Origin of the sequence: Helicobacter zhangjianzhongii, from assembly GCF_030249855.1 — a bacterium.
Lineage (GTDB): Bacteria > Campylobacterota > Campylobacteria > Campylobacterales > Helicobacteraceae > Helicobacter_B > Helicobacter_B zhangjianzhongii.
In genome coordinates this window covers 243,526-256,140 of the sequence record NZ_JANURN010000001.1, presented here as the reverse complement: position 1 = coordinate 256,140, position 12,615 = coordinate 243,526, and the positions used below count along the sequence as shown (strand labels likewise).

The window sequence follows — 12,615 nt, the reverse complement described above, 5'->3', positions numbered from 1 at the left end:
TGCACAAGCCCTTTGATATGCGCTACAATGCGCAGAATTTACCTTAAGGATTTCTATGAAGGCATTGTTGTTTATTGTGCTAGTTGTAAGCCTAGCATATAGCGAGATTGAGCAAAAGAGACAAGAGATTGAAATGCAAAATATTGCTACAAATTCTACGCATTCTAGCAGCTTGCGCAAGTTTGGCGATGTGGCGCAGTTTTTGCCAGCGGCAAGCTTGGTGTATGCGATTTTTTTACGCGATTTTGTGGGGGCTAGGCAGCAGGCTGTGGGCTTTGTAGCAGTGGTGGCTAGCACTTATGCAGTGAAGTATGCCCTGCATTTTCTAGCACCCTCTAGCCCTAGGATACAAGCTCTCTCCAAACGCCCAGATGGTGAGAATTTCGAGGGCTTCCCTAGTGGGCATACGGCTTCAGCCTTTGCAGCGGTAGGGTTTTTGCAGAAGCGGTATGGGCTGCGCTTGGGGCTGCCAGCCTTGGCGATCGCAAGTGTGGTTGGGATCTCTAGGATTGATGCTAAAAGACACACGATAGCCCAAGTGATTTGCGGGGGTATGCTTGGGTTTTTCCTCTCATTCCTCCTAGCTTCTAGGCGCGATGATAAGCGCATAGGCAAGGGCGGGGGCAAAGGCACATATCACGCCCCTAGCACCAAAACAACTCTGTGTGAATGCGCTCTGCTAGCAGTTATGGTGCTCTAGCGTGCAAGACCAAGCCCCCACCGCTCCCACTTCTTGCAAATGCTCGCACTGCCAGCGTAGCTTCCCACCATCCCAGCTCACACACGCCAAAGACTCTTGTGGTAATGATGTATATTTCTGCTGCAATGGCTGTGAGAGCGTGTATAAGCTACTGCAAAAAAGTGGCTTTAGTGGATTCTATGAGCGATTGGGCGAGGTGACGCTCACACCTTTAGAGAAAAAAAGCATAGATTTACGCTATCTTGATGAGCCTAGCTTCCTAGCCCAGCACACAAAAAAGCTAGGCACACTCAATGAAGTAAGTCTTGTGATAGAGGGCATTCACTGCGCGGCGTGTGTATGGCTTAATGAGCATATCCTAAGCCTGCAAAAGGGCATTAAAAAGGCGCATATCAACTACACAAACAACAAAGCAAAAATCCTCTTTGATAGCACGCAAATCAGCCTATCTGCTATCTTTAAGCTTATAAAGTCTATCGGCTATAGCGCGCATATCTATGACCCCAAATCCCAAGAAGAGCAGCTAGCAAAAGCACAAAGAAGCTTTTTTATCTCTTTTGTGGTGGGGGTGTTTTGCACGATGAGCATTATGATGGTGGCTATCGCGCAGTATGTGGGGTATTTCTATGGTATGCAGCCTTTGATGAAAGATGTGCTAAATCTTGTGGCTTGCTTGCTTGCCGCTCCGGTGCTGTTTTATACAGGGCGGGTGTTTTTCTCCGGGGCGTATTATGGGCTTAAGCTTGGCTATGTCGGTATGGACTTTTTAGTAGCCTTTGGGGCTAGCTTGACATTTATCTACTCGATTTATGCGAGCATTACGCGCAGTGGGGAGAGCTACTTTGAATCAGTGGCGATGATCATTCTCTTTGTCTTTAGTGGGAAGTTTTTAGAAATGCGCGCTAGGAGGGTCGCTGGCGATAGCCTTGATAGCCTGCATACGATCTTGCCAAATATGGCTAAAGTGGAGCGCGATGGGAGCTTGCAAGTCTGCGATGTGAAAGATTTGCGCATAGGGGAGCGGGTGCATATCGCTGTGGGGGAGATGCTGCCGTGCGATGGGGTGGCTTGCAGTGATGTGCTACTAGATATGCGCTCACTCTCTGGGGAGAGCTTGCCTGTGAGTAAAAAGAGCGGGCAAGAGCTGCTATCTGGGAGTATCGTGCTAGAAAAATCGCTTGTCTATGAAGTACGCAAGCGATATGTGGATTCTACGATGAGTAGGATTATCACGCTCCTAGAAGAGAGCCTAAGCTCCACTCCTAGGATCCAAAATCTCGCTAATAGCTTGGCGAAGTATTTCTCCCGCTTTGTGCTGCTTATCGCGCTGGGTGGGTTTGTGTATTGGTGGGTGGATTCTGGGGTGGATCAGGCGTTGATCATCACAATTTCTGTGATTGTGATCGCCTGCCCTTGTGCGCTTGCGCTTGCTACGCCCATTGCTAGTGTGGTGGGGATCTCGCGTGCGTATAAGGCGGGGCTGGTGTTTAAAGAAGCGCGATTTTTAGAAGTGCTGGCACAAGCAAAGGCGGTGGTCTTTGACAAGACAGGCACGCTCACAAAGGGCAGCCCAAAGGTGCAGTATATGGAGCGATTTGGGGAGTTTGATGAGAGCGTGCTAGCGCACTTTGTGCGGCTCTCTTCTCACCCTATTTCTGCGGCAGTGGCAGAGTGCTTCCGCCCAAGTGGAGCTATGGAGCTAAGCGCGGTGGTGCAGGTGGATTCTAGAGGGATAAGGGCGAAATGGGGGGAGGAGGAGGTGGTAGGCGGGAGTGTAGAGTTTTTGCTAGAAAATGGCGTTATGGATTCGGCTTTGTTTGGTGGGGATTCGGCTTGCGGGCTAGAATCGCGGATTTCATCGCCGCGCTGTGTCGATAGACACCCAAGTCTTATCTCCTTGCGCGGCTTGAAAAACCACGATTCTAGCACCACAATCCTAGAATCCCAAAGCGGTTTTACAAAACAAGCTGAAATCAAAACTACCGCCCTAGAATCCACTTTTGATAAAAACGCACAAAACATACAAACATTACAAAAAGTGGATTCTAGCAAGCAAGCCAAAAATGTAAGCAAGCAGCCAAAGGATTCTAGGATTTCTAAAGAAACCTGCGAGCCCACGCTCGCACCGCTTCGCTGGTTTTCTAAAGAAACTGCGCTTCGCTGGTTTTGCGATGAGAAACCTTTGCTTTGCAAGCCGCGCAAGGAGATAAGACTCGAGCGTCTATCGACGAAGCGCGGCGCAGCAATCAAAGGTTTATCGCGCAAAGCCGAATCCACCAAGCAAAAGCTAACGCCTTTAGACTCTATGAGCATCTTCGCCTACGCCACAAACAAAGCCCTTAAGCTCATTTGCTACATAAGCGATGAGGCAAAAGATGGGGCAAAGGAGCTTGTAGCATACCTACAAAGCAATGGCAAAAAGGTAGTGCTGCTTAGTGGCGATAGGGCGGGCGCGGTGGAGGCTGTGGCAAGCTCGCTTGGGATTAGGGAGTTTCATAGTGGCTTGCTCCCAGACCAAAAGGCGCAATATATACAGGATCTGCAAGATTCCTTAAGCACGCCTAGGGGCAAGGGACTCTGGCGCAAAGATCCTAGTGTGGTGATGATAGGCGATGGGCTTAATGACATTGTAGCCCTAAAGACTGCCGATGTGGGGGTCTCTATGGGGGCTGGGAGTGATATAGCTATCGCCCAAAGTGATGTGATCGTGCTAGATGATAGTCTAGTGAGCTTGCAAGCAGGCTTTGTGATCGCTAGGGAGACTTATACTAGGATTTATCAAAATCTCGCCATAAGCCTAGCCTACAATGCCCTATTGATCCCGCTAGCTTTATGCGGTTTTGTGATCCCGCTTGTCGCAGCCCTTAGTATGAGTCTGTCCTCTTTGCTTGTCGTGGGCAACTCCCTGCGCAAGAGTAGCAGTAAGGGTGGCGACTTATAGGCACGCACAAGCCTTAAAACATATTTTAAACATATTGTGCTAGAATCCACGCTTATTACTTTTAGGTCTAAGGTGTGTGAAGGTGTGTTTGGTGGATATTGGTATAAAAAACTCTGTTAGAAACGGGGGGGGGGGGAATCCTGTAAGGATTCGGCTTCGGGTAATCATAGCAGTGATTTTGTGGATTTTAGGGCAACCGCAGACCACAAGTCTAGCTCTACCCTAAAATCCACAAAAAGCACCGCTAGCAATACCGCAAATCCTAGAATCCTAGAATCCCGCAGCGGTAATGAAAACCACAAAACAAGGCGCAGCCGCAGTTTCTTTAGTAAATCTACCTCGAGCGACTCTACACTAGAATCCACTTTTTCACACAATGCGCCTTTTTTGTCATTGCGAGCCGACTTGTCGGCGTGGCAATCCATACAGAAAACCGCCCAACCCCTAGAATCCACTTTTGAAAAAAGCCACGATTCTAAGAGCCACGCTCATTCTCTGTCATCGCGAGACTTCCGTAAGGAAGTCGTGGCGATCCACAAATCCGCGCAGGCGGATTCTAGTAACGCCGCTGATTTTACTACCGCAAAAAAAGTGGATTCTAGCCTTGAAGCTATGGATTGCCACGCAATCGCTACCGCGCTTGCTCGCAATGACAAGAAAAACGCCGCTAGCAAAAAAGTGGATTCTAGTGTAGATTGCCACGCGGTGCAAGCGGTGCTACCAATGACAGAAAACAACGCCAAAAATGTAAGCAAGCAGCCGCAGGATTCTAGGTTTTGCGATGAGAAACCTTTGCTTTGCAAGCCGCGCAAGGAGATAAGACTTGCGGTCTATCGACGCGGCGCGGCGCAGCAATCAAAGGTTTATCGCGCAAAGCCGAATCCCCAAGCCCAAAAGCCAACGCCCAAGCCCAAACCCCAAAGGCTCCCCCTATGAAAGTCCTTATCCTAGCCGGCGGTCTTGGCACAAGGCTCGCTGAAGAGACAGGGCTTAAGCCAAAGCCTATGGTAGAGATCGGCGGGCGACCGATTTTGTGGCATATTATGAAGATTTATGCGCACTATGGCTTTAGCGATTTTATTATCCTTACGGGCTATAAGGGGCATATCATCAAGGAGTATTTCCTAAACTACTACACGCATTACAGCGACATCACTATCGACCTAGCGGACAACTCCTTGCAGATCCACGCCAATCGCCACGAGCCTTGGCGTGTAACGCTCCTTTACACCGGGCAAGACTCCCAGACCGGCGGCAGGATCCTCCACGCCAAGCCCTATATCAACAACGAAAGCTTTATGCTCACTTATGGCGATGGTTTGAGCGATATAAATCTACACGCGCTTTTAGACTTCCACAGATCGCACAAAGGGGCTATGAGTATGACTTCTGTGCTGCCAGAGGGGCGATTTGGCGCGCTAGAGATAGAGCCTAGCACCAATGCGGTAAAGACTTTCGTAGAAAAGCCCAGAGGCGATGCTAGCGCGCAGCAAAGCGGCTGGATCAATGGGGGATTTTTCGTATGCGAGGCTAGGGTGTTTGAGTATATAGAGCGCGCAGGGCGTGGGGATATGACGATTTTGGAGCAAGAGCCTTTGAAAAATCTTGCGCGAGATGGGCAGCTCTATACCTACCAGCATAGCGGCTTTTGGAAGTGTATGGACACTTTGAAAGACAAAAATGACTTGACACAAATGTGGCTTAGCGGCAGCGCACCTTGGGCGGTATGGTGATCGCAATGTTTGATGAAGCTTACCGCGGTAAAAGAGTCTTGCTAACGGGGCATACCGGCTTCAAAGGCTCGTGGCTAGCTCTGTGGCTCTCACACTTAGGGGCTAGGCTCTATGGCTACTCCCTGCCCCCACAAGAGCCTAGCCACTACGCCCTAAGCGGTGCGCAAAAGCTCTTTGCCAAAGAGTGGCTAGCAGACATCAGCGACTATGCCACGCTAGAGTCCGCCCTGCAAGAAGCCAAGCCTGAAGTGGTGCTCCACCTAGCAGCCCAGCCGCTTGTAAGGCAGAGCTACAAGGATCCGCTTGAGACTTTCCACACAAACGCCCTAGGCGTTGCTAATGTGCTAAATGCCTGCCGCAAGCTAGAATCCTTGCGCGCAGTAGTGATCGTAACCACCGATAAAGTCTATGACAACAAAGAGTGGCTCTATGGATACAGAGAGTGCGATGCGCTTGGCGGCTATGACCCTTATAGCGCGTCTAAGGCGTGCGCGGAGATCATCGCAGACTCTATGCGGCGGAGCTTTTTTAGCCTTGATGACTATGGCAAGAAGCATAGCGTGCTAGTCGCTACGGCTAGGGCTGGGAATGTGATAGGCGGAGGGGACTTCAGCCGCGATAGGCTGCTGCCAGATCTCGTGCGAGCAGCGATAAGCCGCGAGCCTGCTAGCATTAGGTATCCTAGCTCCACGCGCCCGTGGCAGTTTGTGTGCGAGAGCTTGCAGGGCTACTTGCTGCTAGCACAGGCTCTGCTAGCAGGGCGCATAGAGTGCGCTAGTAGCTTTAACTTTGGACCTAGTGGGGGGCAGATCTTGCGCGTGAGCCAAGTGCTAGAGCTAGCGCAGCAGGAGTGGGAGCAGATCGCCTACACGATCGAGCTAGACTCTAGCTTGCACGAGAGTGGGCTGCTGGCACTAGACTCTAGCAAGGCTAGCAGCCTGCTAGGGTTTAGCCCGCTATGGAGTGCTAAAGAAGCGATACAAAAAAGCGTAGCGTGGTATAGGGCGTGGAGCGAGACAAGCACGATCCTAAGCCAAGAGCAGCTTGGGGAGTATATGGACAAAATGAAGGAATGCAAATGAATATGCTTGAATTACAAATGGTAGATGTTTTGAAAGATTTATGCCAAAACTATGGTGTCGTGGGCGTGAAAGCGGAGTTTGAAGCAGAAGGCACAAGGCTTGAAGAAGCTATGCGCTTAAAGGAGATTGTAAGCAAAGCGGGGCTTGATTTGACAATCAAAATTGGTGGCTGCGAAGCGATAAAAGATATGAGAGAAGCAAGGCTTTTGGGCGTGTCGCATATCGTAGCCCCTATGATTGAGACTGCCTATGCACTAGAAAAATATGTCAATGCCGCAAGCTCTGTCTTTGCTAGCGACAATGTGTCCTATCTCATAAATATCGAAACAATCACAGGCTTTACTAATTTGCAAGCAATTTGCGCTAGTAAAGCGTTTCAAAAAGTTAGCGGTATTGTGCTGGGGCGAGTGGATATGACAGGCTCTCTAGGTTTAAGCAGAGATGAAATCCATAGTGAAAAAATCTTGCAAATCGCTACTGATTTGGCGACTACCTGCCTTAGTTGTGATAAAGATTTAGTGATCGGCGGTGGGGTTTCTATCGCTTCTTTGCCATTTTTTGCCACATTGCCGCCACAATCTCTCACGCGTTTTGAGACAAGAAAGGTGATCTTTAATGCTAGTGCTGCTATGTCAAATCCACACATAGCCGATGGACTTATGAAAGCGGTGCATTTTGAGCTGCTATGGCTACGCAACAAGCGCGACTTTTATCAAGCAATTTATAAAGAAGATTCTGCGCGTATCGCAATGCTCGAGGAGCGTTATGGGAAGTTTTTACAAGAGCGTAAATAGGAGTGAAAATGTATAGCGCGTTGATTACCGGAGGCTCTAGGGGGATTGGCAAGGCGATTAAAGAGCTTTTTGAATCGCGTGGCTTAAAAGTCTATGCCCCAAGCTCAAAGCAGCTTAATCTAGCTAATCCACAAAGTATCGCAGCCTACACTGCCACACTTGATAGGGTAGATATACTCATAAACTGCGCTGGGATAAACAAGCTAGCCCATTTAGAAGAAGCCGATGAAATGCTTATCCAAGAGTCATTTCAGGTGAATTTGTTTTCCAATATGCAGCTAATCAAAGCCGTAGTCCCCAAAATGAAGCAAAACAACTATGGCAGGATTGTGAATTTCTCATCAATTTGGTGTAGATTTTCTAAAAATGCTCGCGTGGTGTATTCTAGTGCTAAGGCTGGGGTAAGTGGCTTAAGTATGGCACTAGGCGTGGAGCTAAGTCCTTATGGGATTTTGACCAATGCCATTGCTCCGGGATTTATCAACACCGAAATGACCGCGATAAATAATGCCCCCCCCCTAATAGAATCTATCAAAGAATCTTTACCGATAAAAAGGCTAGGAGAGCCTATGGAGGTAGCAGAATTGGCGTATTTTTTAAGCGTGAAAAATACTTATATAACCGGACAAACGATTTTTATCGATGGAGGATTTTCCTGTGTATAAAAGACTAGATATTGCATCAAATATCAAAACTTATCAGGTGTATTTTTGTGAAAATACAGATTTTGTAGCCAAGCTTGCAGGGCTAGATAATGTGCTGTTTATGGTGGATTCTAGGGTGTATGAGCTCTATAAACATAGCGCGTTAGCCCCCATTGTAGATAAGCCGCTTATCTTGCTAGAGATTGATGAAAATCACAAAAGCCTTGACTATGTCGCTACGCTTTATGAAAAGATTATGCACTTTGCGCCAAAGAAAAATATCCACCTAATTTCTATCGGCGGTGGGATCACGCAAGATATTACAGGCTTTATCGCTTCTTCGCTTTATCGTGGTGTGAAGTGGAGCTTTATCCCCACGACTTTGCTCGCACAAACTGATAGCTGCATAGGTGCGAAAACCTCGCTGAATTTTGCCAGCTACAAAAACCTTATAGGCACATTTTTCCCACCAGATTCTATTTATATTTATGCGCCTTTTATCAATACGCTTGATAGGGTAGATGTTTATTCTGGTATAGGGGAGATGGCGAAGTTTCATCTACTTTGTGGGAGGGATAAGGCGAGAGATTTTGCAGCGATTTTGCCAAAGCTTACAAGCGATGAAAGAGTGCTACTAGAGACAATTTATTTTTGCTTGCAAGTGAAGCAAGGCTACATTGAAGAAGATGAGTTTGATACAGGCAGGAGAAATCTCCTTAATTTTGGGCATTGCTTTGGACACGCGCTTGAGAGCTCTACAAACTTTGCCTTGCCACACGGATTAGCCGTAGTCGTGGGTATGCTACTAGCAAATCGCGTAAGCAAAAAGCGCGGGCTGCTCTCACAAGATGAAGAAGCTTATATCGCTAGCAATGTGCTTTATCCACTTTTGGCGTGTGAGATTCCTAAGCTCAATGTAGAATCCACTTTGACAGCTATGGCAAAGGATAAGAAAAATACCGCGAGTGATAATCGCCTGCCATTGATTATGCTAGCCAATACGCACGCACAAATTTCCCCCCCCCCCCCCCGTTGTGTGCGTGATGAGTATGTGTTTAGCAAGGTTAATGATGTGGAAGTGTCTTTGGCGCAAGAAGTGCTAGCAGAGATTTGGAATGAGTGGCAAGCGTTATAAGGAGCATAAATGGCAGAGATAAAATTAAGCGACTATCTCGCAAAAAGATTGAAAGAGCATTATGAAGTCAAGCACTTTTTTATGGTCTCTGGCGGTGGGGCTATGCACTTAAATGATAGTTTAGGCAGAGCTATCCCCTATACAGCAAACCACCACGAGCAGGCGTGTAGCTTCGCTGCAGAGGGCTATGCTAGGGTCAATCAAGATCTAGCAGTAGTAAATGTTACTACCGGTCCGGGCGGGCTTAATTGCTTAAATGGTGTATTTGGGCAGTGGAGTGATTCTGTGCCTGTTTTGTATATCTCTGGGCAAGTCAAATACACTACAACGCTAGCTTCTGTGCCAGAGATCCCTTTAAGACAGCTTGGCGATCAAGAGGTGGATATTATCTCTTGTGTCAAGCCTTTGACTAAATATGCAGTGATGATCACAAATCCGCTAGAGATCAAATACCACTTGGATAAGGCAATTTACCTAGCGACAAATGGGCGTAAAGGTCCTGTGTGGCTTGATATACCCATAGATATACAAGCTGCTATGATTGATGAAAAAAATCTAGTAGAGTTTGATAGGAGCGAGTATAGCGAGCATAAAGACTTAGATACTTTAGATAGTGGCATTATGGAGAGAGTCATTAGCTCGTTGCAGAAATCCAAAGCACCGCTTATCATAGCTGGACACGGCGTGCGCATAGCCCATCAAGTAGAAAATCTCAAAGCCTTATTGACAAAGCTTAATATCCCTGTTGTTACGACATTTAATGGAATGGATAGTATAGAATCCACACATACAAACTACATAGGCAGGATCGGCTCTCTAGGACAGAGAGCGGGGAATTTTGCCCTGCAAAATGCCGATTTGATCCTATGCCTTGGCACGCGCAATAATATCCGCCAAGTAAGCTACAACTACGAAAACTACGCCAAAAACGCCTATAAAATCGTAGTAGATATTGACAAAGCAGAGCTACAAAAGCCCACATTGATCCCAGATCTAGCGATATGTGCGGATTTGGGCGAGTTTATCCCAAAGCTTTTGCAAATAGCCGAAGCTATCACGCGCCCGGCTTGGCTAGAGTTTTGCCAAAATCTAAGGGATAAATACAGCAGTATCGAGCAAAAACAAGGCGAGAAAATCGAGCCTTATCATTTTGTAGAGACTTTCACACGCTGCCTAAAGCCTAGCACGATACTTGTTATGGCAAATGGCTCGGCTTGTGTCTGCACCTTTGCAAGATCAATCATCAAGCCCGATCAACGCCATATCTTAAACTCCGGCAATGCCTCTATGGGCTTTGCTCTGCCAGCGGCTATTGGGAGCTTTTATGCAAGCAAGGGGAGAGAGGTAGTGTGCCTAGAGGGCGATGGCTCTATAATGATGAATCTCCAAGAGCTACAAACGCTAAAGAGCGCAAATATCCCTATAAAGCTCTTTGTCTTACATAACGATGGCTACTCATCAATCCGCCAAACGCAAAAAAACTTTTTCAACGGCAATCTCACAGGCAGTGGCGCGAGCAGTGGCGTGGAAGTGCCTGATTTTAGCGCGCTTGGTAAGGCGTTTGGCTTTGAGACAAGGCGACTTAGCGACCCACAAACTTTAGAAAAAGATTTGACACAGATTTTAGAGAGCAAAGGTGCGATGCTTGTGGAGATTATGCTAGAGCAAGACTATGACTTCGCCCCAAAGCTTAGCGCGAAAGTTTTAGAAGATGGCAGTATGATAAGCCCATCGCTAGAGGACTTATCGCCATTTTTATCGCAAGATGAGATGGCAGAAAATATCTTTACTACACAATAAAGGAGAAATATGAAATGTGTGATTTGTGGGCATAGTGATATTGCCGCGTATAAGGCGCGATTTCGCCCATTTTTAATCGCTAGAATGTTTGCTGGAAAAGCGCAGGACACAGATGTTTATGTGTGTAAGAAGTGTGGCTTTGAATACTCAAGCTTCCGCCCAAATGATGTGCAAATGCAAAGGCAGTATGATGGCTATATGCTAGAAGAGTATTTGCACCAGCGAGAGAGTTTTGAAAAGGGATTTATAGAGCAGACTTTGCGCGTGGTTAATGATGAGAATCTAGCCAATCGGCGCGCAAATTTAGCGCACTTTATCGCGCCATTTATTGTGGATTCTAAGCCCCGCACAATCCTAGACTACGGGGGGGGGGGGGGGTGAGATTATTCCTCTGGAGCTGCACTATGCTAAATGCTTTGTCTTTGATATTTCCAATAAAGAGCCTGTGGCAAATGTCTCTAAAATCTATGATGAAAAAGAGCTTTTTGCACAAAGCTTTGATCTCATCATCTGCTCGCATATGCTAGAGCATGTGAGCTATCCTATGGAGTTTATGAAGAAGTTTTTAGCTCTTATGCATAAAGATTCTTTGCTGTATATCGAAGTGCCTTTTGCAGAGTTTGGCTGGAGAGAAGATAGCGATGGAGCAAAGCTTATCCACGAGCATATCAATATGTTTAAAAAGGAGACATTTATAGAGATGGGTAAGGTGCTTGGGCTAGAAATTATTGTCTGTGAAATCTTTAGCACATCAAAGCGATTTGGCTGCCCAAAATCAATCCGCTTTCTAGCCAAAAAGGTAGAATCCTAATGCACCTACTAATCACCGGGGGCGCAGGATTTATCGGCAGGGCATTGCAAGAATTCTTGCAAACTAGATATAGCTACAAGCTCTATACGCCTAGCTCTAGCGAGCTAGATTTACGCGACTGCCACGCAGTAAGCTCCTACATAAAAGCGCATAAAATCTCCCACATTATCCACCTAGCCAACCGCGGCGGCGGGCGCGACACGATGGGCTTGCACGACATCGCCGAGTATAATCTGCGAATGTTTTTTGCCATTATGAGCCAAGCCAATAGGGTAGAGAAAATCCTACACTTTGGCTCTGGGGCGGAGTATAGCAAGCACAAGCCCATCATATCTGCAAGCGAGCCTAGCTACCTAGAGAGCCTGCCACTTGACTCCTATGGATTCTACAAGGGCGTGTGCTCGCGCTTTATAGAATCCACGCGCGGCAATGTCATCTGCCTGCGTATCTTTGGCTGCTATGGTGCGGGCGAAAACTACCGCTACAAGTTCATCTCAAACGCCATTGTCAAAAATCTCTTACACCTGCCAATCACCATCTACAAGGACTGCATTTTTGACTACATCTACATCGATGATCTTTTGCGCATAATTGACCACTTCTTGCACGCTAGCATTGCTAGCCTAGATCATAGGGTCTATAATGCCAGCAGTGGCAGGGGCATACTCTTAAGCGAGCTAGCCAAGATCATCAACGCCACTTCCCCCTACAAGTCGCCGATCCACTTCATAGAATCTGGGCTAAACAATCAATACACCAGCGACAACTCTAGGCTTTTATCAGCAATGCCAGCCCTAAAGCTCACCCCCCACAGCCACGCCATAGAATCTATGCGCGAGTATTTTGCAAGTAATCTCACTAGCCTAGATGTAGAGTCTATCAAGGCAGATCCGTATTTGAGTAGGATTGGGGAGATGTGGGCGGCGGCTAGCAACGGGGGGGGGGGGGTAAATATTTAAGGGATTCAGCTTGGCT

General features: G+C 47.3%; 12 protein-coding genes. All 12 read left to right on the top strand.

Translation table 11 applies throughout. From position 1 onward, the window contains the following. Positions 1-55: 55 nt before the first annotated feature. The 12 genes from NYG90_RS01170 (at position 56) to NYG90_RS01115 (ending at position 12,599) form a co-directional block, all read left to right on the top strand. The gene (locus NYG90_RS01170) at positions 56-700 is read left to right on the top strand and encodes a phosphatase PAP2 family protein (RefSeq protein ID WP_285256338.1); all 645 of its coding nucleotides are present in this window, start codon (positions 56-58) and stop codon (positions 698-700) included. A gap of 1 nt (position 701) precedes the next feature. Next, positions 702-3,641, top strand: coding sequence for a heavy metal translocating P-type ATPase (locus tag NYG90_RS01165; RefSeq protein WP_285256337.1), 2,940 nt, complete (start codon positions 702-704; stop codon positions 3,639-3,641). A 180-nt stretch (positions 3,642-3,821) separates the two neighbouring features. Beyond that, positions 3,822-4,577, top strand: a complete 756-nt coding sequence (locus tag NYG90_RS01160) for a hypothetical protein (RefSeq protein WP_285256336.1) — start codon at positions 3,822-3,824, stop codon at positions 4,575-4,577. Further along, a complete protein-coding gene (gene rfbF / locus NYG90_RS01155) occupies positions 4,574-5,374 on the top strand; it encodes a glucose-1-phosphate cytidylyltransferase (RefSeq protein WP_285264579.1) in 801 nt (266 codons plus the stop codon). Before NYG90_RS01160 ends, rfbF begins: the two co-directional genes overlap by 4 nt. A gap of 5 nt (positions 5,375-5,379) precedes the next feature. After that, on the top strand, positions 5,380-6,456 hold the full coding sequence (gene rfbG, locus NYG90_RS01150; protein WP_285264578.1) for a CDP-glucose 4,6-dehydratase: 1,077 nt from the start codon (positions 5,380-5,382) through the stop codon (positions 6,454-6,456). Continuing rightward, entirely contained in the window at positions 6,453-7,250 is a 798-nt protein-coding gene (locus NYG90_RS01145) for an aldolase/citrate lyase family protein (RefSeq protein WP_285256333.1), read from the top strand. The genes rfbG and NYG90_RS01145 overlap by 4 nt, the downstream gene beginning before the upstream one ends. An 8-nt stretch (positions 7,251-7,258) precedes the next feature. Further along, positions 7,259-7,915: an SDR family NAD(P)-dependent oxidoreductase gene (locus NYG90_RS01140; protein ID WP_285256332.1), complete on the top strand. Its 657-nt coding sequence runs from the start codon at positions 7,259-7,261 to the stop codon at positions 7,913-7,915. Further along, positions 7,908-9,029, top strand: a complete 1,122-nt coding sequence (locus NYG90_RS01135; protein ID WP_285264577.1) for a 3-dehydroquinate synthase family protein — start codon at positions 7,908-7,910, stop codon at positions 9,027-9,029. The genes NYG90_RS01140 and NYG90_RS01135 overlap by 8 nt, the downstream gene beginning before the upstream one ends. 9 nt (positions 9,030-9,038) lie before the next feature. After that, on the top strand, positions 9,039-10,829 hold the full coding sequence (locus tag NYG90_RS01130; protein WP_285264576.1) for a thiamine pyrophosphate-binding protein: 1,791 nt from the start codon (positions 9,039-9,041) through the stop codon (positions 10,827-10,829). A 9-nt stretch (positions 10,830-10,838) separates the two neighbouring features. Next, entirely contained in the window at positions 10,839-11,210 is a 372-nt protein-coding gene (locus tag NYG90_RS01125; RefSeq protein ID WP_285264575.1) for a hypothetical protein, read from the top strand. Between the two features lies 1 nt (position 11,211). After that, the gene (locus NYG90_RS01120) at positions 11,212-11,640 is read left to right on the top strand and encodes a class I SAM-dependent methyltransferase (protein ID WP_350338539.1); all 429 of its coding nucleotides are present in this window, start codon (positions 11,212-11,214) and stop codon (positions 11,638-11,640) included. Then, positions 11,640-12,599, top strand: coding sequence for an NAD-dependent epimerase/dehydratase family protein (locus tag NYG90_RS01115; RefSeq protein ID WP_285264574.1), 960 nt, complete (start codon positions 11,640-11,642; stop codon positions 12,597-12,599). Before NYG90_RS01120 ends, NYG90_RS01115 begins: the two co-directional genes overlap by 1 nt. The last annotated feature ends 16 nt before the right edge of the window (positions 12,600-12,615 follow it).

What these genes read in the sequence shown, in the direction of transcription:
- NYG90_RS01170 (WP_285256338.1), top strand. Translation starts at nt 56, where the DNA reads ATGAAGGCATTGTTGTTTATTGTGCTAGTTGTAAGCCTAGCATATAGC.
- rfbF (WP_285264579.1), top strand. Translation starts at nt 4,574, where the DNA reads ATGAAAGTCCTTATCCTAGCCGGCGGTCTTGGCACAAGGCTCGCTGAA.
- rfbG (WP_285264578.1), top strand. Translation starts at nt 5,380, where the DNA reads ATGTTTGATGAAGCTTACCGCGGTAAAAGAGTCTTGCTAACGGGGCAT.
- NYG90_RS01145 (WP_285256333.1), top strand. Translation starts at nt 6,453, where the DNA reads ATGAATATGCTTGAATTACAAATGGTAGATGTTTTGAAAGATTTATGC.
- NYG90_RS01140 (WP_285256332.1), top strand. Translation starts at nt 7,259, where the DNA reads ATGTATAGCGCGTTGATTACCGGAGGCTCTAGGGGGATTGGCAAGGCG.
- NYG90_RS01130 (WP_285264576.1), top strand. Translation starts at nt 9,039, where the DNA reads ATGGCAGAGATAAAATTAAGCGACTATCTCGCAAAAAGATTGAAAGAG.
- NYG90_RS01125 (WP_285264575.1), top strand. Translation starts at nt 10,839, where the DNA reads ATGAAATGTGTGATTTGTGGGCATAGTGATATTGCCGCGTATAAGGCG.
- NYG90_RS01115 (WP_285264574.1), top strand. Translation starts at nt 11,640, where the DNA reads ATGCACCTACTAATCACCGGGGGCGCAGGATTTATCGGCAGGGCATTG.